Raw genomic sequence first — 20,838 nt, 5'->3', positions numbered from 1 at the left:
GCCGGCACAGGGGAGCGCGGTCAAATGTGGGAGGGGGCTTGCCCCCGATAGCGGTCGATCAGGCGACGCGATAACCCGGCCGAACAATCTTCATGCTCAACGCACAGGTCAGAACAAACGGCACCACCATCGCGACCACCATCCCAATCACAAACATCGGAATGGCGCTCGGCACGATCGAAATAAACCCAGGCAAGCCACCCACCCCGATGGCCGACGCCTGCACCTTGTTCATCGACAGGAAAATGCTGCCCAGCGCCGAGCCGAGCAATGCCGCATAGAACGGAAACTTGAAGCGCAGGTTCACCCCGAACATCGCCGGCTCAGTGATACCGAAGTACGCGGAAATCGCCGAGGTCGAGGCCATGCTTTTGTCCCGCGCATTACGGGTCATGTAGAACACCGCAAGCGCGGCGCTGCCCTGGGCCAGGTTGGACATCACGATCATCGGCCAGATAAAGGTGCCGCCTTGGGTGGAAATCAGTTGCAGGTCCACGGCGAGGAACATGTGGTGCATGCCGGTGATCACCAACGGTGCATACAGCAGGCCGAAAATCGCCCCGCCGAGCATGGGCGCCAGGTCAAACAGGGTGACCACGCCTTCGGTGATCAGGATGCCGAGGTGACGGGTCACCGGGCCGATGATCGCCAACGCCAGCACGCCAGTAACGACGATGGTGGTGATCGGCACGACCAGCAGTTGAATGGCATTGGGCACGCGAGCACGCAGCCATTTCTCGATGACGCTCATCACATACGCCGCCATCAGGATCGGCAGGATCTGCCCTTGGTAGCCGACTTTTTCGATCTTGAACCAGCCGAAAATATCGAAATACGGCAGGCTCTGGCCGTCGAGCCCCGCCACCGCCTTCCCGTAGTTCCAGGCGTTGAGCAGGTCCGGGTGCACCAGCATCAGCCCGAGCACGATGCCGAGGATTTCACTGCCGCCAAACCGCTTCGCCGCCGACCAGCCCACCAGCGCCGGCAGGAACACGAACGAGGTGTTGGCCATCAGGTTGATCAGGCTCCAGAGGCCATCCAGGTTCGGATACGCCTCCAGCAACGTCTTGCCCTCGATGAACATGCCCTTGGCGCCCATCAGGTTGTTCACACCCATCAGCAGGCCGGCGATGATCAGCGCAGGCAGGATCGGCATGAACACATCGGAGAACACCCGCACCAGACGCTGCATGGCGTTGGTCTTGTCGGCGCCCTTCTTCTTTACGTCGGCGATGGTGGCAGCGGCGAGGCCGGTCTGTTCGCGCAGGGCGGCGTAGACCTTTTCCACTTCGCCGGGGCCGATGACCACTTGGAACAGACCACCGGTGAAGAACGAGCCTTTGACCAGATCGACCTGGTTCAGCGCGCTGTTATTGACCAGGCTTGGGTCCTTGAGCGCCAGGCGCAGGCGGGTCACGCAGTGGGCAGCTTGCTCAAGGTTTTCGCGCCCCCCGAGGTTGTCGAGAATCTCGCGGGCGATCGTTGAATAGTCGTGGCTCATGCTTGGTTTCCACTTTGATTTTTTTATTTGAGGGCAGTCATTGGCAGCACGCCGAAGCCAAAAGTACTCGTCTGTACGAGTTAAAGCAACAACTCGTACAGACGAGTTTAAAAATATTGGCTTACCGCTTTCCAAGGCCCAATGGACAAACCCCACCGCTGCCACTAAGGTTCCTGCCTTGAACGCACCGTTCACCTACAGAAAGCCGGGCACAGAGCAGCCATCACATGAGCAAATACAACCAGATCTATACGGATCTGCTTGCCAGCATCACCACTGAACGCCTGCAACGCGGTACGCGCCTTCCTTCCGAAACCGAATTGATGGACAGCTACCAGGCCAGCCGTGGCACCGTGCGTCGCGCCATCGAGCAGCTGCAGGAACGTGGCTTTGCGCAAAAAATCCACGGCAAAGGCACCTTCGTCCTATCGCCCAACCCGATCGAATTTCAACTGGGTGGCATCGTCAGCTTCCACGAAACTCACGCCGACCTGGGCGATGACGTACACACCGAAGTGGTCGAGTTCACGCAGTTCCCGCTGGAAGGCTCATTGCAGCAACACATCGAAGCCGAACCCGGCAGCCTGATCACCCGCATCAAACGCGTGCGGCGCATCGGTGGTAAACGGGTGATTCTCGACATCAACCACTTTGTCGCCGACCTGATCCCTGGCCTGGACCAAGCAATTGCCGAGCAGTCGATCTACGCGTTTATCGAGCAGACCTTGCAGCTGCAGATCAGCTACGCCCAACGCACCATCGAAGCCCTGCCCCGCAGTAAAGACGACCAGACACACCTAGACCTCGACGGCCAAAGCCACGTGATCGTGGTGAGCAACCAGACGTTTTTGCAGGATGGGCGGCAGTTCGAGTACACCGAGTCGCGGCATACGTTGGATAAGTTTTACTTTTCGGATATTGCGCGGCGCTGAGCCGAGAACGGAAAGCACAGTGAATATTCCGAACGCGTGGCGTGAACAGTTCCCGCAAGCGCTGATTGAGCAACAGGCCATCGGTGAATCGCGGGCTGACGTGTTTCGCCTGAGCCAGGGCTGTGGTGCAGACCTGTTCCTGAAGGCCGAGCCCCAGGGAGCGTTCGGTGAGCTTGCGGATGAAGTCGAGCGCCTTCGGTGGCTCCAGCAGGTTAATTTGCCGGCGCCCATCGTGCTGGCTGAGCTGACAGAAAACCATCACCACTGGGTGCTGATGACCGCCCTTCCGGGACAGGACCTGGCCAGCGCCAATACGCTGTCTGCCGCGCAAACCATCGACATACTGGCAACGGCCCTGCGTACCTTGCACCAGATACCCCTCGCGCAATGCCCCTTCGATCACCCTCTACAGCAACGCATCGGGCTCGCGCGGGAGCGCGTTCGTGCCGGGCTGGTCGATGAGACAGACTTCGACGACGAACGACTCGGACGCAGCGCGGAAGATGTGCTGGCCGAACTCTTGTCGACTCAGCCAAACACCCATGATCTGGTAGTGGCCCATGGTGATGCCTGCCTGCCAAATTTCATGGCGCAAGGCGGCCGTTTCAGTGGGTTCATCGACTGCGGGCGCCTGGGTATCAGCGACCGATACCAAGACTTGGCGCTCGCGGCACGCAGCATCGGGCGTAACCTTGGGCCGGAATGGGTAAAGCCATTTTTCGAGCGTTACGGTATTGAGCCTGATGAGCAGCGCATGAGGTTTTACTGCTTGCTGGATGAATTCTTCTAACTCGCTTGAAGCCCTGCTGGGGTCGCAATCATTTAGAACGGTGATAGTTATAAAGGTCGCGAAGTTTGCACCCGCTTAGCCACACCGCCAGCAACACAGTCCTCAGCACCAGACACACAGCCCACAGCCACATCAGCAATTGCGCCAGCGCAAGAGCCTCTGGGAATTTCAGAGAGATCAGAATTACGATGAGCATTACACCGTAGGCGGACTTTCGTAAGTTGAATATCAACAACAACCCTGCCGGCAAGACCCAGACTAGGTAAGCAAGGATGTCCATGGCAGTGAATATCAGCATCTTCTGGCCGAGTGAACTACCCACCCCCACGTATTTCACAATGAACGGCAGGTAAAGCGCGAGGTGAAGCGTTGTACTCAACACCAGGCCCACCAGCATTAGCAACGCGAAGCTTTTGAGCCAGATCCGTATTTTCATAAATGTTCCATCCTTGATTTGGCGGAGCAGAAAATGCCCTGCATCTACTGGTTTAGCCCCCTACTGGAAGACTGTGATACAGCTTGAGTATCGTTGATGAAGTAACTGTCTTAGCGATGCACAAAGCGGCCAGAATTTGCCAGCACCAAAAAACCAAAAGCCCGCAATTACGCGGGCTTCAGGGTATTTCTTGCTAGATCGTACCGGACAATGCCGGACGCCCAATCATTCCCACTCAATCGTCGCTGGCGGCTTGCTCGACACGTCATAAGTAACGCGCGAGATGCCTTCGATCTCATTGATGATACGGCCGCTGACAGTCTCCAGCAGTTCGTACGGCAGGTGGGCCCAGCGGGCGGTCATGAAGTCGATGGTTTCTACGGCACGCAGGGCAACGACCCAGGCGTAACGACGGCCATCGCCGACAACGCCAACCGATTTCACCGGCTGGAACACTACGAACGCCTGACTGACCTTGTGGTACCAGTCGGCCTTGCGCAGTTCTTCGATGAAGATGTGGTCGGCACGACGCAGCAGGTCGGCGTATTCCTTCTTCACTTCACCGAGGATACGCACGCCCAAGCCCGGGCCTGGGAATGGGTGGCGGTAGACCATGTCGTACGGCAGGCCCAGTTCCAGGCCCAGACGACGGACTTCGTCCTTGAACAATTCGCGCAGTGGTTCTACCAGCTTGAGGTTCATTTCCTCAGGCAGGCCACCCACGTTGTGGTGGGACTTGATCACGTGGGCCTTGCCGCTCTTGGCGCCGGCCGACTCGATCACGTCAGGGTAGATGGTGCCTTGGGCGAGGTACTTGATGTTGTCCAGTTTGTTGGACTGGGCATCGAATACGTCGATGAAGGTACGACCGATGATCTTGCGCTTCTTCTCCGGGTCGGACTCGCCGGCCAGGTTGTTGAGGAACTGGTCTTCAGCGTTGGCGCGGATCACCTTGACGCCCATGTTCTCGGCGAACATGGCCATCACTTGCTCACCTTCGTGCAGGCGCAGCAGGCCGTTGTCGACGAACACGCAGGTCAGTTGGTCGCCGATGGCTTTGTGCAGCAGCGCAGCAACCACGGAGGAGTCAACGCCGCCGGACAGGCCGAGCAGCACGTTGTCGGTGCCGACCTGGGCACGCACGTTGGCGATGGCGTCTTCAGCGATTTTCGACGGGGTCCACAGGGCTTCACACTCGCAGATGTCGAGGATGAAGCGCGACAGGATGCGGCCGCCTTGCTTGGTGTGGGTCACTTCCGGGTGGAACTGAACGCCGTAGTAACGACGCTCGTCGCTGAACATGCCGGCGATCGGGCAGCTTGGAGTGCTGGCCAAGATGTGGAAGTCTTCCGGCATCTTGGTGACCTTGTCACCGTGGCTCATCCACACGTCGAGGCCGAACAGGCCATCGGCGTCAACGTGGTCTTCGATGCCGTCCAGCAGGCGGCTTTTGCCGACCACATCTACACGGGCATAACCGAATTCACGCAGCTCGGAACCTTCAACCTTGCCGCCCAGTTGCTCGGCCATGGTCTGCATGCCGTAGCAGATACCGAAGACCGGCACGCCCAGGTCGAATACGGCTTGAGGGCAGCGCGGGCTGTTGGCTTCGTGCACGGACTCGGGGCCACCGGCGAGGATGACGCCTTTCGGTGCGAATTCGCGAATCGCTTCGTCATCCATGTCGAACGGGTGCAGTTCGCAATACACGCCGATTTCACGCACGCGGCGGGCGATCAGTTGGGTGTACTGGGAACCGAAGTCGAGGATCAGGATGCGGTGGGCGTGAATGTCGAGGGCCATGAAGTCAGTCTCGTCTAATGAATCAGAAACAACTCGGGGCTGAAGAACAGCCCCGGTTACTTAACATTTTGCTGGAAGCCTCAACCTACGCGGTAGTTTGGCGCTTCCTTGGTGATCTGCACGTCGTGGACATGGGATTCAGCCATGCCGGCGCCGGTGATCCGTACGAACTCTGGCTTGGTGCGCATTTCTTCGATGTCGGCGCTGCCGGTGTAGCCCATCGAAGAACGCAGGCCGCCCATCAGTTGATGGATGATGGCGCTCAGGGTGCCTTTGTAAGGAACACGGCCTTCGATGCCTTCCGGAACGAGCTTCTCGGCGCCTGCCGAGGAGTCCTGGAAGTAACGGTCGGACGAACCTTGAGCCTGGGACATGGCGCCCAGCGAACCCATGCCACGGTAAGCCTTGTACGAACGGCCCTGGAACAGTTCGATCTCACCCGGTGCTTCTTCGGTACCGGCGAACATCGAGCCCATCATCACGCAGGAGGCACCGGCTACGATGGCCTTGGACAGGTCACCGGAGAAACGGATGCCGCCGTCAGCGATCAACGGAACGCCGGTGCCTTCAAGGGCAGCGGCAACGTTGGCGATGGCGCTGATTTGCGGCACGCCCACACCAGCGACAATACGCGTGGTGCAGATCGAGCCAGGGCCGATACCGACCTTGACTGCGTCAGCGCCGGCTTCGGCCAGGGCCTTGGCCGCTGCGCCGGTGGCGATGTTGCCGCCGATCACCTGCACGTCAGGGAAGTTCTGTTTGACCCAACGTACGCGGTCGATCACGCCTTTGGAGTGACCGTGAGCGGTATCGACCACCACCACGTCCACACCCGCGGCTACCAGGGCTGCAACGCGGTCACCGGTGTCTTTGCCGGTACCGACGGCAGCGCCCACGCGCAGACGACCTTGGTCATCCTTGCTGGCCAGCGGGTAAGCCTTGGCTTTTTCGATGTCGTTGACGGTCATCATGCCTTTGAGGGCGAATTTGTCGTCGACGATCAGCACGCGCTCGATGCGGTGCTTGTGCAGCAGTTCGCGCACGTCGTTCTTGTCGGCGCCTTCCTTGACAGTCACGAGGCGCTCTTTAGGCGTCATCACTTCGCGGACGGTGACTTCAAGACGGTTTTCGAAACGCACGTCACGGGAAGTGACGATGCCGACCAGGTCGCCATCGTGCAGCACAGGAACACCGGAGATGTTGTGCAGACGAGTGAGGTCGAACAGATCACGCACGGTGGCGTCGGCTTCGATGGTGATTGGATCTTTCACCACACCGGCTTCGTAACGCTTGACCTTGCGCACTTCGGCAGCTTGCTGCTCGATAGTCATGTTCTTGTGGATGATCCCGATACCGCCTTCCTGCGCCATGGCAATGGCCAGGCGGGCTTCGGTAACGGTGTCCATCGCAGCGGAAACCAGGGGAATATTCAGCTCGATGCCACGGGTTAGGCGGGTCTTGAGACTGACTTCGTTAGGAAGCACCTCGGAATAACCGGGCACTAGGAGAATGTCGTCGAATGTCAGAGCTTCTTGGCTGATACGCAGCATCGCGGGGGCTCCCGAGCGGGAAAATGGAAGCGCGCCATTATATACATGCACCCTGTCGGGCTCAATGTAAAACTCTGACAAACTTGGTAATACTGATAGATGGATTAAAGTTCGACCTTAACCCAACTGATCTTTTGGTCCAGCCAATCGGCGAATTCGTCGATGAAGCTTTGCTTGAACCCCGCCTCTGCCCAGTTATTGAAGATGAATCCCAGGTTGGAAAACCCGCATTCCTGCAGGAACAGAAACCCATTGATGTCATCTTCATGCCCACACAGCGGGCAGGTGAAGTTGTCGGTGTGGCCGGGCATCCAGTCTTCCAGGCTTTCAAACAGCGCCTCGCCGACTTCCTTGCGGCATTCCGGGCAGCCGGCTTCTTCGAGAAAGCCCTTGGCCGGGGTGTAGATGCAGCGTTTGTAGATGATCTCCAGGCCATTGACCGGCTCGTTGAACGGCAGCGCTTCGGGGTGCCGGACCACGGCGCGGGCTCCGTCGGCCAGGGCGTAGGCCATGCGGTTGCCGGTGCGCCCGCAAGTGGTGAGTTCTTCCTTGATGATGTTCTTGCGCACCAGCCAACGCACGATCGCCCGCGCGCGGGGTTCGTGAACGGGCAAGGTGGAGATTTTCGGGACAAGGATGCTTTGGGAGTTCATGAGAGTCCTGCGGTGTGGCTTCTGGCGTCATCGCGAGCAAGCCCGGCTCCCATATTGGAATGCGCTCAACTGTGGGAGCCGGGCTTGCCCGCGATGACGCCCGGGAGGCTGGCAGCTTAATCCCTGAAGAAATCCGGTCAAGTGCTCAGATACCGTCCAATCAACGCAATGCCACTGGCCAGCACCAGCCACGTCACTAACCGCACAAACGCCTCACGCGACATACGCATCGTCAACCTACGCCCAAACCACAGCCCAAGGCCCATCGCTGGCAGTAGGCACAGCGCCAACAGCAACAAAGGCACATCCGCATACACCCCGGCGATCAGGAACAGGCTCAGGCGCACCACGGTACTGCAACTGATCAGCGCACTTTGAGTCGCCCGCGCCGCGTCCTTGGATAATCGGCTGTTCAGATAGATCGCATATAAAAAGCCGCCACTGCCGAACAGCGCGCCAAACAGGCCGCCGACGGTGCCCATGGGAATCGACCAGCCTTTGCCGAGCTGCGTGGGACGGGCTTTTACTGCCAAGGTGTAGACGGCATAGGCGCTGATAAACAGCCCCATCAACAGCAGCAACAAGTCCGAATGCAGATTGAGCAAAAACACCACGCCCAGTGTGCAACCAATGGCCATACACGGCAGCAGCCGCAGCAATTCCGACGTGTTCACATCCCGCCGCGTTTGCAGCAGGCCGCCAAAGGCCGCGACAAAATCCAGCAGCACCAGCAACGGAATGATCTTCGACAGCGGCATAAACAGAATCAGGATAGGCCCCGCCACCAGCGCCGTCCCGAAGCCGGCAATACCAAACACGATGTACGCCACGACGACACCCAGGCCGATCACCAGCCAATCCACACCGCTAAACGACCACTGGTTCATCAGCTCAAGCGGGCTCATGGAGTCTTCCTTGAAAGAGATAACCATCACTTTAGCCATCGGCGAGGGTTGCGACTAATATCTTCAAAGCCCTCCACCCATCTCGAAAAGGCATGACGCGTGATTTCCACTCGCCAACTGCGCTACTTCGTTGAAATCGCCGACAGCGGCAGCTTCAGCGCCGCCGCCGAACGTCTGTTTGTGGCGCAATCGGCTCTAAGCCGACAGATCAAGGAGCTGGAAAAACAGCTGCAAACGCCATTGTTCGAACGCACCGCGCGTCAGCCACGCCTGACCGCCGCCGGTGAAGCGTTCTACCCGAGGGCACGCAACTTGCTGAGCGAGCTACTCAAGGCCAGTGAAACCGCGACCCAGGTCGGCAACGGCCAGCTCGGCACCCTGCGGCTGAGCCATTCGAGCACCGTGCCGATGAGCGGCGTTTTGTTGCAGGGCATCAACATGTGGTTGGAGCGTTGCCCCGGCGTATCAATGGACATCGTCAAACTGTCATCCGAGGCGCAACTGGAGCAAATCGCCGACGGTAGGCTGGATATCGGGCTGCTACGGTTGCCGGTGTTGCGCCAGCGTGAAGGGGTACGTGTGGAGCCCTTATATAACGAACAATTGCTGCTTGCTGTGCCGCCGAATCACCGTTTGGCACGTAGCAACGAGCCCGTCGACCTGGAACAGCTCAAAGATGAAGCGTTTATCTCGATCCCCCACCCACAGCGTGGCGGCCTGAGTTATCTGGCGGCCGAGCTCTGCATGCGCGCCGGATTTTTCCCTAAGGCTGCGCGGGTCATGTCACGAAAGACCACCCAGCTACAGTTGATCCAGGCCGGGTTTGGTATCGCCTTATTACCAAAATCCATGCAGGACATTGCTCCCGCCAATGTGCACTTTCTACCGCTGGCCGATCCGGATTGCCTGAGCACCGTGGCCCTGGCCTGCCCACCGACGCCGAGCCGGTTGGTTGAGCAGTTCTGTCAAACCTTGCACGAATGCCTATAAACTGCCGCCCATGATTAAAGACCCCTTTGCCCGCCTGGGCCTGGACCGTGAAGTCCTGACTGTCAGCCAACTCAACGGCCGTGCGCGGGTGTTGCTGGAAGACGTGTTCACCAATATCTGGGTCGAAGGCGAGATCTCGAACCTCGCCCGCCCAGCCTCCGGCCATGTGTATTTCACCCTCAAGGACAGCGGCGCCCAAGTACGTTGTGCGTTGTTTCGCAACAATGCCGCACGGGTGCGCCAGGCGCTGAAAGATGGCCTGGCGGTGAAGGTGCGCGGCAAGGTCTCGCTGTTCGAGGGCCGTGGCGACTACCAACTGATCCTCGACACCGTGGAGCCCGCCGGTGATGGTGCGCTGCGTTTGGCCTTCGATGCCTTGAAGGAAAAGCTCAGCGCCGAAGGCTTGTTCAGTGCCGAGCGTAAGGTCCCACTGCCGGCCCATCCTCGACGCATTGGCATTATCAGTTCGCCCACCGGCGCAGTGATCCGCGACATCATCAGCGTGTTCCGCCGCCGTGCGCCGAACATCGAGCTGACCTTGATCCCGACCGCCGTGCAAGGCCGCGAGGCGATCCCGCAGATTGTCCGCGCGCTGAAACTGGCCGATGCGCGAGGCTTTGACGCACTGATTCTGGCCCGTGGCGGCGGCTCCCTGGAAGACCTCTGGTGCTTCAACGAAGAAGCCGTAGCCCGCGCGGTGGACGCTTGCGTGACCCCCATTGTCAGCGCCGTCGGACATGAAACCGATGTGTCCATCAGCGACTTCGTGGCGGACGTACGCGCCCCTACCCCGTCCGCCGCCGCCGAATTGCTGGCACCGGACGCCAGCCATCTGGTGCGTCAGGTGGAAAACCTGCATCGCCGCCTGGTCATGCTGATGCGTAACCGCCTGACCCACGACCGCCTGCGTCTGGAAGGCATGGCCCGTCGCCTGCGCCATCCCGGCGAACGTCTGCGCCAGCAGGCCCAGCGCCTGGATGATCTGGATATGCGCCTGCGCCGCGCGTTTGAACGCAGCCTCAATACCCGTCGCGAGCGCCTGATCCGCCTGGAAACCCGCCTCGCCGGCCAGCACCCCGGCCGTCAACTGGCGCTATTGCGCCAGCGCCTGAACAGCCTCGCCGAACGCTTGCCCCGCGCCATGCGCGAAGGCCTGAAGGCCCGTCGCCTGCAACTGCAAAGCCAGGTGCAGACATTGCAGGTGGTCAGCCCGCTGGCAACCCTGGCCCGTGGTTACAGCATCCTGCTGGATGAGCGCGGCCATGCCATTCGCAACGCGGCGCAAACCCACACCGGCCAGCGTCTCACCGCGCGTCTCGGTGAAGGCCAATTGCAAGTGCGCGTGGAAGACAACCACCTGACACCCGTCACCCTTTCGTTATTGGATTGATTGATGCCTCGTCTCTTTAGTTTGTTGATGCTGCTGTGCCTTACCTTTAATGCCCACGCCGATAGCTATATCAGCCGTACCTTGAACAAACCGGTGCCGGGTGGTGTGGCCGTGGTCGACCTGGGCCCTTCGGCGGCAGCGCCGAAAGCGACCTATCAAGGCAAGCCGGTGCTGGTGGTCAAGGAACAGGACAATTGGCTGGCGATTGTCGGTATCCCGCTGAGCGTCAAGCCGGGTAACGAGCGCATCAGCAGCGGCGGGCGCAGTCTGCCGTTTATCGTCGGCTATAAGAAATACCCGGAACAGCGCATCACCCTGAAAAACAAAAGCCAGGTCAACCCCGACCCGGCTCAACTGAAGCGCATCGAAGGCGAACTGGCCGTACAGCTCAAGGCCTACCGCAGCTTCAGCCCCAACCTGCCGAGTAACCTGGTGCTGGATAAACCGGTAAACGGGCCCCTGTCGAGCAAGTTCGGCGTGCGCCGTTTCTTCAACGGCGAAGAGCGTAACCCGCATTCGGGCCTGGATTTCGCCGTGCCGGCCGGTACGCCGATCAAGACGCCGGCAAACGGCAAGGTGATTCTGGTCGGTAACTACTTCTTCAACGGCAACACCGTATTCGTCGACCACGGCCAAGGCTTTATCAGCATGTTCTGTCATATGTCGAAGATAGACGTGAAGGTCGGCCAGCAACTGGTGCGTGGGACAGTGGTGGGCAAGGTCGGCGCGACCGGCCGCGCCACCGGCCCACATATGCACTGGAACATCAGCCTCAACGATGCGCGGGTGGACCCTGCGATCTTTATCGGCGCGTTCCAGCCCTGAATGACTCGATTGCGTGCGCCGCAAAGCGCGCGCAATTAAATTCAGAACCCACCGAATTTCCAGGCATAAAATCTCGCCTCCTACGTAAATAGCAGAACTTCTCTCAATTTTTCTCGACTGCTTGCCATCTTTCACCTCGGCGGTTAGGGTTGAGCTTATGAAAACCTCTCACACCCTCATTCAGCTCCGCCAGCACCGCAGCCTGTGCCTCGTCAGCGCACGACTGCCAGGCTGAATCGATCTGCCTCGTCTCTACGCTTTATCCCCAAAAACAGTTCCACGGCAGGCCGCCTTTTCTCGGCCCCTACAACAAAGGATTTCCCGATGAGCATGCTCAAAGACCCGTCTTCGAAGTACCGCGCGTTTCCGACCATCGATATCCCGGACCGCACTTGGCCATCGAAGACCATCACCACCGCGCCAATCTGGTGCAGCTCCGACCTGCGTGATGGCAACCAGTCGTTGATCGAGCCGATGGACGCAGTGAAAAAACTGCGCTTCTGGAAGACCCTGGTAGCCGTCGGCGTGAAGGAAATCGAGGCATCGTTCCCTGCCGCGTCGCAAACCGACTTCGACTTCGTGCGCACCCTGATCGAAGACAATCACATCCCCGAGGACACCACCATCCAGGTGCTGACCCAGGGCCGTGAAGACTTGATCGCACGCACCTTCGAATCCCTGCGCGGCGCCAAGAAAGCCATCGTGCACTTGTACAACGCCACCTCGCCGTCGTTCCGCCGCATCGTGTTCAACCAGGACAAGGACGGCATCAAGGCCATCGCAGTCAATGCGGCCAAGCTGTTCGTCAAATACGCTGCCCAGCAGCCGGAAACCCAGTGGACCTTCGAGTATTCCCCAGAGACCTTCAGTGCCACTGAACTGGAGTTCGCCAAGGAAGTGTGTGACGCGGTGATCGAGGTGTGGAACCCGACGCCTGAGCACAAGATGATCCTCAACCTGCCAGCCACCGTGGAGTGCGCCACGCCTAACATCTATGCCGATCAGATCGAGTGGTTCGGCCGCCATATCAACCGCCGTGACAGCGTGATCATCAGCCTGCACACCCACAACGACCGTGGTACCGGCGTGGCCGCTACCGAGCTGGGCTTGATGGCCGGTGCCGACCGTGTCGAAGGCTGCCTGTTCGGCAACGGCGAGCGTACCGGTAACGTCGACCTCGTCACCGTGGCGTTGAACATGTACACCCAGGGTCTGGACCCGCAGCTGGACTTCTCCGACATCGACGGTGTGCGCAAAGTCGTCGAGGAGTGCAACCAGATCCAGGTACACCCCCGTCATCCGTACGTCGGCGATCTGGTGCACACCGCGTTCTCCGGTTCCCACCAGGACGCGATCCGCAAAGGCTTCTCCCAACAGAAAGATGATGCCCTGTGGGAAGTGCCGTACTTGCCGATCGACCCGGCTGACATCGGTCGCAGCTACGAGGCGGTGATCCGCGTGAACAGCCAGTCGGGCAAAGGCGGCATCGCCTACCTGCTGGAACAGGAATACGACATCAGCTTGCCACGCCGCATGCAGATCGAATTCAGCCAGGTAGTCCAGGCCGAAACCGACCGCGTGGGCCTGGAGATGACCGCACCACAGATCTACGCCTTGCTGCAGCGTGAATACCTGCAAGCCAACACTCCGTACGCGCTGGTCAGCCATCGCCTGCAGGAAGAGAACGGCAACAGCTTTGTCGAAGTGGAAGTCTCGGGCAAGGGCCAGGGCGAAACCAACCTGCACTGGAAGGGCAAGGGCAACGGCGCACTGGAAGCCCTGGTGGCTGGCCTGCCGATTGGCGTGGAAATCATGGACTACAACGAACATGCGATCGGCGCGGGCACCAACGCCAAGGCAGCGGCCTATATCGAACTGCGTGTGAACGGTGAACGTCCAGTGCATGGCGTGGGCATTGATGAAAACATCACCACGGCGAGCTTCAAGGCGCTGTTCAGTGCGCTGAACCGATCGCTGAGCCAGCAGGAAGCCAAAGCGGCGTAACCTTAGCCGTCATACAAAAGGCCCCTGGGTGAGAACCCAGGGGCCTTTTTATTGAGTTCCAGATTTGGGTTGCCTGTCAGGGACTCATCGGGGGCAAGCCCCCTCCCACATTTTGAATGTATTCACAAAGCAAAGTGTGGGAGGAGGCTTGCCCCCCCCGATAGCGGTCTGTCAGACAAACTGAAAGCTATCGGCATCCAGATTCGCCGGAAACTTGGTGCGATACGCAGCGAGCTCAGCCGCGTCAAGGCACACCTGGAACACCCCGTCCGCCTCCCCCGCACTCAGCAGGCTCTCGCCCTGGAAATCCAGCACTTGGCTATCGCCAGTGTAGGCAAAGCCCTTGCCGTCGGTGCCCACTCGATTGACCGCCGCTACGTAGCACAGGTTCTCGATAGCCCGCGCCGGCAACAACCGGTTCCAATGCTGGCGCCGCGCGCCCGGCCAATTGGCGGTGTACAGCAGCAAGTCAGTGTCCTGGGGATCCCGACTCCACACCGGAAAGCGCAGGTCGTAGCAAATCAGCGGCCGAACACGCCAACCTTTCAACTCGAACTGCACCTGGCGCTCGCCGGGTGTGTAGTGATTGTGTTCACCGGCCATACGAAACAAATGACGTTTATCGTAGTGCAACACCTCGCCATCCGGCCGCGCCCATAACAGGCGGTTGCGGTGGCTGCCATCAGCGGCCTGGATGATCACGCTACCGGTGATCACCGCGTTGTACTTCGCAGCCTGGGCCTGGAGCCAATGATGGGTCGGGCCGTTTTCCGGCTCGGCGAGGGTTTGCGAGTCCATGGAGAAACCGGTGGTGAACATCTCCGGGAGCACGATGAGGTCGGCGCCGCGGGCCTGCTCCAGCAGCCCTTCGAAATGTTCGAGGTTGGCCTGGCGGTCGTGCCAGGCCAGGGTGGTCTGGATCAGGGCGATATTCAGATTCGGCAGTGCACTCAGATCACGCATAGTTTTTCAGCTGCCTGTTGCAGCGTTTCCTCGCGTTTGGCAAAGCACAGGCGCACCAGGCGCTGGCCTTGGGGTGGGGTCTGGTAGAACACCGAGACCGGGATAGTCGCCACACCGTGTTCACGGGTCATCCACAAGGACATGGCGACGTCATCCAGCTCCGGGCGTATTTGTGAGTAATCCACCAATTGGAAGTAGGTTCCGGTCACCCGGGTAAAGCTGAAGCGCGACGGCGCCAGCAGGTCGCAGAACAGATCGCGCTTGGCCTGATAGAACGCAGGCAGTTCGTCGACGTGCTCCGGGTGTTCGGCCATGAAATCGGCCAAGGCGAACTGCAACGGGGTTACGCCACAGAAGTTGACGTATTGATGCACCTTGCGCAATTCAGCCGTCAGGGCCGGTGGCGCGACCACGTAGCCGGTTTTCCAGCCGGTGACATGGTAGGTCTTGCCAAAGGAGCTGACCACGAACGCACGCAGGTACAGCTCTTTATGGGCCAGCACGCTCACGTGGGGCACGCCGTCGAATACCAGGTGTTCGTAGACCTCATCGCTGAGCAGGTAGATATCGCGATCGCGGATCAGTTCTGCCAACTGGTCCAGCTCGGCGCGGCTGATCAGCGCGCCAGTCGGGTTGTGCGGGGTGTTGAGGATGATCATGCGCGTGCGTGGCGACAGCGCGGCCTTGATCTTCTCAAAGTCCAATGCGAAGCCTTGCTGGCTAAGTTGCACATGGACACAGCGTCCCCCGGCCAGTTCGACCGAGGGCTCATAGCTGTCGTAGCAGGGATCGAACACGATGACTTCATCGCCACTGCGGATCACCGCCTGGATCGCACAGAAGATCGCAGCAGTGGCACCGGGGGTGATGGTCACTTCGCTGTCCGGGTTGACCGTGGCGCCATAGCTGCGAGCGATCTTGCCCGCCACCTGTTGACGCAGCGCCGGAAGGCCGGTCATCGGGGAGTATTGGTTATGCCCGCTGGCAACATGTTTGCCCACGGCATCGAGTAAAGCCTGGGGGCCGTTGAAGTCGGGAAACCCCTGGGAGAGGTTGAGCGCACCGGTTTCGGCAGCCAATTGCGACATAGTGGTGAAAATAGTGGTGCCGACATTCGGTAACTTGCTGTTGATCATTCGGTGAGTCCCTGCTGAACACCTGTCGCTGCAATGGCGCGGTAAGGGTCGAGGATAGCCCATGCGGTTGTCAGAAAAAAAGCCGGCACGCGCCATTGATAGCCATGACCAGTATCGGCCTTCTACCGCGTCCTCTGCGACGAACGGACTGTCTCAGTGTGCATAACAGGTATTTCTGACAGTTACCTCAACGAAGAAAAAAGCGCCTAACTAATCAGGCTTACCCCATCAGCGAGGCAACCCATGTCAACCACTCTCCTCCACAAAACCGGTGAACTGGATCCGTCGTTTGGTGAACGCGGAGTCTTGCCGCTCAACATCGAAGATGGAGCGATTTTCAGGGCATATGGACTGAACAGCATTGACGACAAGTTACTGGTTTCCGCCAGTGTTCTGAAGGATATGAACACTTACACCCAAGGCCACTTCGTCTATTTCAACCTGCAAGCAGATGGGCAGCCCAATCAAGGTTTCGGTAAAAATGGAATCGTGACCGGGCTCTTTGAACCATCGGATCAGCAATGGCCCTCAAATGGCCTGAAAGTGCTCACGGCGGATCACCAGTCCTACTTGCTGTGCGGAGCCCTGACGCACAACTCAAGCACTCCCGTACCCGCAGTAGCTAAAAGCCAACTAACCGGAGCACCCGTCCTTCAGTTCGGTAAAAACGGCCTATCGGTACTGAATCTGCCAATCACCTACGAACAAGGCCCCTACCAAGCGCCAGGCCTGGACGCGGCCCTTCAAAGTACCGGGAAGATAATCACCCTGCACTTGTACACAGGCGAACCCGGACACTGGGGAGCTCTGATAGCCCGTATAAATGCCGACGGCCAAACCGACCTCGCCTTCAATAGTGGCCGTGGCTATATCGATACCCTTAAGGCGGGCGAGAACACGGCTTTAGCAGGCCTTGCCATTCAAGCGGACGACAAGATTCTCGCTTACGGCCACAGCGTCCATGTCAGGGGTATCAAGACGGGAATCCTCCAGCGTTACACCTCGGAAGGTGCGGTAGATACAACCTTCGCGATCAGCGGCGAGTACCGAACCCAGGATCATCAATACCTTGATCTCGTTGCCACCCATGAAAAGATCCTTGCGTGCGGCTCTGCTGCGCAAGGAGCACTGCTTATCTCACTAGACCCCGACGGCGTGCCGGATCCCGGCTTCAACAATGGCCTACCGGTAATCACGGCAAACGTGACCCGTTGGCACAAGTTGCTGGTGGACGCTGGCAAAATCGTAGCGGTCGGCACCCTTGAAGAGGTATTGAACAAAACGGCCGTGATGGCGCGCTTCAATAGCAATGGCGAGATAGATACAAGCTTCGGGCCTAACGGCACCGGCATCGTTGAGCTGGACTTCAACCAGCAGTTCAGCGAGCCCATTGGGCTGGTCATGGACCAACAAAAACGATTGCTCGTATTGATGTCCTTATCAGGCCTCACGCTTGAACCAACCTTCCTGCTGGCTTGTTATTTTTCCGAATCACAGGCGTAAAAAAGGCGCCACCGGCGCCTTTTTAAAGCTTGAATCAGCGCTTGTCGCGGCGCTTCTTGTCGGCCTTCTTGTGGTGAGTCATCAAACGACGCTTCTTGTTCACCTGACGGTCAGTCAGTGTGTTCTTGTTGCCTTCGTATGGGTTCTCGCCCCCCTTGAACTCGATACGGATCGGCGTACCGACCAGTTTCAAGACACGGCGGTAGGTGTTTTCCAAGTAACGCACGTAGGACTTAGGCACCTTCTCGATCTGGTTACCGTGGATCACGATAATCGGCGGGTTGGCACCACCCAAGTGGGCGTAACGCAGTTTGATCCGGCGGTTGTTGACCATCGGCGGCGCATGCTCGCCCACCGCATCTTCCAGGATCTGGGTGAGACGGTTGGTCGGCCAGCGGGTGACTGCGGACTTGAACGAATTCTGTACGGAAGCGTACAGGTTACCCACGCCAGTACCGTGCAATGCCGAGATAAAGTGAATATCGGCGAACTCGACGAAGAACAGGCGGCGCTGCAGCTCGATCTTGACGAAATCGCGCTCGCTCGGCGTCATGCCGTCCCACTTGTTGATCGCGATGACCAATGCCCGGCCCGCTTCCAGGGCAAAGCCCAGCAAGTTGAGGTCGTGGTCCACCACGCCTTCGCGGGCGTCCATCACGAAGATCACCACGTTGGCGTCTTTGATCGCTTGCAGGGTTTTCACCACGGAAAACTTTTCAACTTCCTCGTGGATCTTGCCGCGCTTGCGCACACCGGCTGTGTCGATCAGCGTGTACTTCTCGTCGTTACGCTCGAACGGGATGTAGATACTGTCGCGGGTGGTGCCAGGCTGGTCGTACACGATTACCCGGTCTTCACCGAGCATACGATTGACCAGGGTCGACTTGCCGACGTTAGGACGGCCGATGATGGCGATCTTGATACCGTCTTTTTCACTAGGGCCAGGAATGCGCTTGGCTTCCTCACCTTCTGCAACGATCTCTTCTTCGCCTTCTTCTTCCTCAGCATCATCCTTCGGGAAGTCGCGCAGAGCGATTTCCAGCATCTGCGTGATGCCGCGGCCGTGGGCACCGGCAACCGGGATCGCGTCGCCCAGGCCCATCGGGCTGAATTCAGCACGGGCCGCCTCAGGATCGATGTTATCGATCTTGTTCGCGACCAAATAGGAACGCTTGTTACGCTTGCGCAGGTGCTCGCCGATCATCTGGTCGGCAGCGGTGTAGCCAGCGCGGGCGTCCACCAGGAACAACACGACATCGGCTTCTTCAATGGCCAGCAGCGACTGCTCGGCCATTTTTTCGTCCATGCCATGCTCATCACCGGAGATACCACCGGTGTCGACAATAATGTAGGAGCGCCCTTGCCACTTTGCCTCACCGTATTGGCGATCACGGGTCAGACCGGACAAGTCGCCGACAATAGCGTCGCGAGTCCTGGTCAGGCGGTTGAACAAGGTGGACTTGCCGACGTTAGGTCGGCCCACCAGGGCGATTACGGGAACCATGCGGCTCTCCACTTCGTTATTTCAGAAAATACAAAAGCCGCTGCAGGGCAGCGGCTGGTGCTCGGGGCAGCATCGTCAGATGCCGCATGCCCCGCCGAAACGGGGCCGCCTGGGTGTTACCCCAAGCATAGTTCTTACTTGATGGTCAGGGCTTCCAGCTTGCCGCTGTTGCCATACACATAAAGCATGTTACCCACCACCAGCGGACGCGCGCGCAGGCCGTCGCTGTCGATACGCTCACGACCTACGAAGCGACCATCCACCTGGCTCAGCAGATGCAAGTAGCCTTCGAAATCGCCGACCGCTACGTAGCTGGAGAACACTTCCGGTGCCGACAGTTGACGGCGAGCCAGGGAGTCGTTGCTCCACAACGCGGTGGTGGAACGCTCGTCGACACTTTCAACAGTGCCGGATGCCAGGCTGACGTAGACGCTGCCAAACCCTTGGGAGACACCGGCGTAGCTGGAAGCATCACGCTGCCAGTTAACGCGGCCGCTCTGCAGGTCCAGCGCCGCAACACGGCCCTGATAGGTGGCGACGTAGAGGGTTTCACCCGACAGCAGCAAGCCACCGTCGATATCCACTACACGATCCAGCTCGGAACGACCTTGCGGGATTGCCACACGGGTTTCCCAGGCCGGCACGCCGTTCTGGGTGTCCAGGGCGACCACTTTACCGGTCGACAGGCCTGCAACGGCCAGATTGTTGGTTACAACCGGACCACTGGTACCACGCAGGGTCAACACCGCAGGAGTACTGTCGTACAACCAGCGCTGGTTGCCGGTAGCGGCATCCAGACCGATTACACGGTCATCCTGGGTCTGCACCACAACGATGTCGCCGTTGGTGGCAGGGGGTGCAAGGACTTCACTGGTCACGCGAGCGCGCCATTTCTCTTCACCGGTGCTGGAATCGAGGGCAACCACTTCGCCTTTCAGCGTGCCGACCATCACCAGGCCATAACCAACGCCTACGGCGCCGGACACAGGCAATTCGAGGTCAGTCTTCCATTTCACATCGCCGTTCATGCGATCCATGGAGATCACTACGCCGGTCACGTCAGCAGCCACAATGTTGTCACCGTCGATTGCCGGAACCAACATGTTGTAGGTCTCGCCCTGGCCGTCACCGATGGAGCGGCTCCATTGCTTTTGCAGGACTACTTCTTCCTTGAAGCTGGTCAGCTCGGCCGGAGGCAGTTCTTTTTTACTGTTGCTGCTGCAACCCGCGGCCAGAACGGCCAGAGCCAGCAATGCTGCATGTTTCCAACGGATCACGTCACGCATCCCCTTTGGCCAAGTCGTCGAGCTTGATTTGTAAGCCACCGACCGCCGCTTCATCAGACAGCGCCGCCTTGGCTTTCTTGTACGCAGCATTGGCTTCATCGGTACGACCCAATTGGACCAACAGGTCGCCCTTGAGCTCTTCGCGAGTAGCAACAAATGCCTTGTCCGCATCACCGTCGAGCAGTTTGAGTGCTTCGTCAGCTTTGTTCTGTGCCGCCAATACCTGGGCCAGGCGCTGACGTGCGATTTCACCCAGGGTCGGGTTGGTCGGCTTGTCGGCGATAGCCTTCAGTTCTGCAGCGGCGTCATCCAGCTTGCCGGTATCGACCGCGACCTTCGCGACGAACAGGCTGCCGTATTGGGCGTAGGTGCTACCGCCGAATTCGTTCTTCAGCTTGCCGGCCAGGTCCGCCACTTGCGCAGGGTCGGGCTTGCCGTCCGGCGTCAGGGTGGTTTCCAGCAATTGCTGATAGAGGATAGAGGCGCCCTGGGACTGGTTGGCCTGATATTTTGTCCAGGCTTGCCAGCCGAACACCACCACTAAAGCCAGGAGACCGCCAGTAACCAGGGGCTTGCCGTTACGCTGCCACCAGTCCTTGAACTCGGCCAACTGCTCATCATCAGTACTCGACACCCCAATACTCCTTAATCGCTAAATTCGGCTGTT

At 59.1% G+C, this 20,838-nt stretch carries 18 protein-coding genes; 7 read left to right on the top strand and 11 right to left on the bottom strand.

Annotated elements, in window-relative coordinates; translation table 11 throughout:
- Positions 1-58: 58 nt before the first annotated feature.
- Entirely contained in the window at positions 59-1,501 is a 1,443-nt protein-coding gene (gene treP, locus AOA61_RS22125) for a PTS system trehalose-specific EIIBC component (protein ID WP_032890740.1), read from the bottom strand.
- Positions 1,502-1,728: 227 nt separating this feature from the next.
- On the opposite strand from treP, the gene treR reads away from it, so the two are divergent.
- Together treR and AOA61_RS22115 are read left to right on the top strand one after the other, a co-directional pair.
- Positions 1,729-2,433 carry a trehalose operon repressor gene (treR, locus tag AOA61_RS22120; protein WP_032890738.1) on the top strand — a complete coding sequence of 235 codons (705 nt, stop codon included), beginning with the start codon at positions 1,729-1,731 and terminating at the stop codon, positions 2,431-2,433.
- A 19-nt stretch (positions 2,434-2,452) separates the two neighbouring features.
- A complete protein-coding gene (locus AOA61_RS22115; protein WP_206199174.1) occupies positions 2,453-3,223 on the top strand; it encodes an APH(3')-II family aminoglycoside O-phosphotransferase in 771 nt (256 codons plus the stop codon).
- Positions 3,224-3,251: 28 nt separating this feature from the next.
- Here AOA61_RS22115 and AOA61_RS22110 read toward each other — a convergent pair whose 3' ends face one another.
- The 5 genes from AOA61_RS22110 to AOA61_RS22090 all read right to left on the bottom strand — a co-directional run bounded on the left by AOA61_RS22110 (position 3,252) and on the right by AOA61_RS22090 (position 8,570).
- Positions 3,252-3,659, bottom strand: coding sequence for a hypothetical protein (locus AOA61_RS22110; protein ID WP_099602723.1), 408 nt, complete (start codon positions 3,657-3,659; stop codon positions 3,252-3,254).
- Positions 3,660-3,884: 225 nt separating this feature from the next.
- The gene (gene guaA, locus AOA61_RS22105; RefSeq protein ID WP_032890732.1) at positions 3,885-5,462 is read right to left on the bottom strand and encodes a glutamine-hydrolyzing GMP synthase; all 1,578 of its coding nucleotides are present in this window, start codon (positions 5,460-5,462) and stop codon (positions 3,885-3,887) included.
- Between the two features lie 80 nt (positions 5,463-5,542).
- Complete coding sequence (gene guaB, locus AOA61_RS22100; protein ID WP_003209646.1) at positions 5,543-7,012, bottom strand: IMP dehydrogenase; 1,470 nt, start codon at positions 7,010-7,012, stop codon at positions 5,543-5,545.
- Positions 7,013-7,116: 104 nt separating this feature from the next.
- On the bottom strand, positions 7,117-7,665 hold the full coding sequence (locus tag AOA61_RS22095) for a hypothetical protein (RefSeq protein ID WP_032890730.1): 549 nt from the start codon (positions 7,663-7,665) through the stop codon (positions 7,117-7,119).
- A 137-nt stretch (positions 7,666-7,802) separates the two neighbouring features.
- Positions 7,803-8,570, bottom strand: coding sequence for a sulfite exporter TauE/SafE family protein (locus tag AOA61_RS22090; RefSeq protein WP_099602722.1), 768 nt, complete (start codon positions 8,568-8,570; stop codon positions 7,803-7,805).
- A gap of 99 nt (positions 8,571-8,669) precedes the next feature.
- Between AOA61_RS22090 and AOA61_RS22085 the strand changes: the two genes are divergently transcribed.
- The 4 genes from AOA61_RS22085 to leuA all read left to right on the top strand — a co-directional run bounded on the left by AOA61_RS22085 (position 8,670) and on the right by leuA (position 13,779).
- Entirely contained in the window at positions 8,670-9,560 is an 891-nt protein-coding gene (locus AOA61_RS22085; protein WP_099602721.1) for a LysR family transcriptional regulator, read from the top strand.
- A 10-nt stretch (positions 9,561-9,570) separates the two neighbouring features.
- Positions 9,571-10,950, top strand: coding sequence for an exodeoxyribonuclease VII large subunit (gene xseA / locus AOA61_RS22080; protein ID WP_099602720.1), 1,380 nt, complete (start codon positions 9,571-9,573; stop codon positions 10,948-10,950).
- A gap of 3 nt (positions 10,951-10,953) precedes the next feature.
- Positions 10,954-11,775, top strand: a complete 822-nt coding sequence (locus tag AOA61_RS22075) for a M23 family metallopeptidase (protein WP_099602719.1) — start codon at positions 10,954-10,956, stop codon at positions 11,773-11,775.
- A gap of 324 nt (positions 11,776-12,099) precedes the next feature.
- Entirely contained in the window at positions 12,100-13,779 is a 1,680-nt protein-coding gene (leuA, locus tag AOA61_RS22065; RefSeq protein WP_017530007.1) for a 2-isopropylmalate synthase, read from the top strand.
- Positions 13,780-13,950: 171 nt separating this feature from the next.
- Here the strand turns inward: leuA and AOA61_RS22060 are convergent, their stop codons facing one another.
- Together AOA61_RS22060 and AOA61_RS22055 are read right to left on the bottom strand one after the other, a co-directional pair.
- Positions 13,951-14,742 (bottom strand): amidohydrolase, encoded by a 792-nt coding sequence (locus tag AOA61_RS22060; protein WP_099602808.1) that lies wholly within the window; start codon positions 14,740-14,742, stop codon positions 13,951-13,953.
- The gene (locus AOA61_RS22055) at positions 14,730-15,878 is read right to left on the bottom strand and encodes a pyridoxal phosphate-dependent aminotransferase (protein ID WP_099602718.1); all 1,149 of its coding nucleotides are present in this window, start codon (positions 15,876-15,878) and stop codon (positions 14,730-14,732) included. Before AOA61_RS22055 ends, AOA61_RS22060 begins: the two co-directional genes overlap by 13 nt.
- A 243-nt stretch (positions 15,879-16,121) precedes the next feature.
- On the opposite strand from AOA61_RS22055, the gene AOA61_RS22050 reads away from it, so the two are divergent.
- Complete coding sequence (locus tag AOA61_RS22050) at positions 16,122-17,381, top strand: hypothetical protein (RefSeq protein ID WP_099602717.1); 1,260 nt, start codon at positions 16,122-16,124, stop codon at positions 17,379-17,381.
- Positions 17,382-17,415: 34 nt separating this feature from the next.
- On the opposite strand, the gene der is transcribed toward AOA61_RS22050, so the two are convergent.
- The 3 genes from der to AOA61_RS22035 all read right to left on the bottom strand — a co-directional run bounded on the left by der (position 17,416) and on the right by AOA61_RS22035 (position 20,805).
- Positions 17,416-18,885 carry a ribosome biogenesis GTPase Der gene (gene der / locus AOA61_RS22045; RefSeq protein ID WP_032890716.1) on the bottom strand — a complete coding sequence of 490 codons (1,470 nt, stop codon included), beginning with the start codon at positions 18,883-18,885 and terminating at the stop codon, positions 17,416-17,418.
- A 134-nt stretch (positions 18,886-19,019) separates the two neighbouring features.
- Entirely contained in the window at positions 19,020-20,171 is a 1,152-nt protein-coding gene (bamB, locus tag AOA61_RS22040) for an outer membrane protein assembly factor BamB (RefSeq protein WP_032890714.1), read from the bottom strand.
- The gene (locus AOA61_RS22035; RefSeq protein ID WP_032890712.1) at positions 20,164-20,805 is read right to left on the bottom strand and encodes a YfgM family protein; all 642 of its coding nucleotides are present in this window, start codon (positions 20,803-20,805) and stop codon (positions 20,164-20,166) included. Before AOA61_RS22035 ends, bamB begins: the two co-directional genes overlap by 8 nt.
- Positions 20,806-20,838: the final 33 nt, after the last annotated feature.

It is taken from the genome of Pseudomonas sp. 2995-1 (assembly GCF_002742505.1).
In the GTDB taxonomy this organism is placed as follows: Bacteria; Pseudomonadota; Gammaproteobacteria; order Pseudomonadales; family Pseudomonadaceae; genus Aquipseudomonas; species Aquipseudomonas sivasensis.
The sequence above is the reverse complement of the archived record's forward strand: the minus strand, read 5'-3'. Positions and strand labels throughout refer to the sequence as shown.

Excerpts from the sequence above, each read along its gene's own strand:
- treP (WP_032890740.1), bottom strand. The coding sequence starts at position 1,501 with ATGAGCCACGACTATTCAACGATCGCCCGCGAGATTCTCGACAACCTC.
- treR (WP_032890738.1), top strand. The coding sequence starts at position 1,729 with ATGAGCAAATACAACCAGATCTATACGGATCTGCTTGCCAGCATCACC.
- AOA61_RS22110 (WP_099602723.1), bottom strand. The coding sequence starts at position 3,659 with ATGAAAATACGGATCTGGCTCAAAAGCTTCGCGTTGCTAATGCTGGTG.
- guaA (WP_032890732.1), bottom strand. The coding sequence starts at position 5,462 with ATGGCCCTCGACATTCACGCCCACCGCATCCTGATCCTCGACTTCGGT.
- guaB (WP_003209646.1), bottom strand. The coding sequence starts at position 7,012 with ATGCTGCGTATCAGCCAAGAAGCTCTGACATTCGACGACATTCTCCTA.
- AOA61_RS22095 (WP_032890730.1), bottom strand. The coding sequence starts at position 7,665 with ATGAACTCCCAAAGCATCCTTGTCCCGAAAATCTCCACCTTGCCCGTT.
- AOA61_RS22090 (WP_099602722.1), bottom strand. The coding sequence starts at position 8,570 with ATGAGCCCGCTTGAGCTGATGAACCAGTGGTCGTTTAGCGGTGTGGAT.
- xseA (WP_099602720.1), top strand. The coding sequence starts at position 9,571 with ATGATTAAAGACCCCTTTGCCCGCCTGGGCCTGGACCGTGAAGTCCTG.
- AOA61_RS22075 (WP_099602719.1), top strand. The coding sequence starts at position 10,954 with ATGCCTCGTCTCTTTAGTTTGTTGATGCTGCTGTGCCTTACCTTTAAT.
- leuA (WP_017530007.1), top strand. The coding sequence starts at position 12,100 with ATGAGCATGCTCAAAGACCCGTCTTCGAAGTACCGCGCGTTTCCGACC.
- AOA61_RS22060 (WP_099602808.1), bottom strand. The coding sequence starts at position 14,742 with ATGCGTGATCTGAGTGCACTGCCGAATCTGAATATCGCCCTGATCCAG.
- AOA61_RS22055 (WP_099602718.1), bottom strand. The coding sequence starts at position 15,878 with ATGATCAACAGCAAGTTACCGAATGTCGGCACCACTATTTTCACCACT.
- AOA61_RS22050 (WP_099602717.1), top strand. The coding sequence starts at position 16,122 with ATGTCAACCACTCTCCTCCACAAAACCGGTGAACTGGATCCGTCGTTT.
- der (WP_032890716.1), bottom strand. The coding sequence starts at position 18,885 with ATGGTTCCCGTAATCGCCCTGGTGGGCCGACCTAACGTCGGCAAGTCC.
- bamB (WP_032890714.1), bottom strand. The coding sequence starts at position 20,171 with ATGCGTGACGTGATCCGTTGGAAACATGCAGCATTGCTGGCTCTGGCC.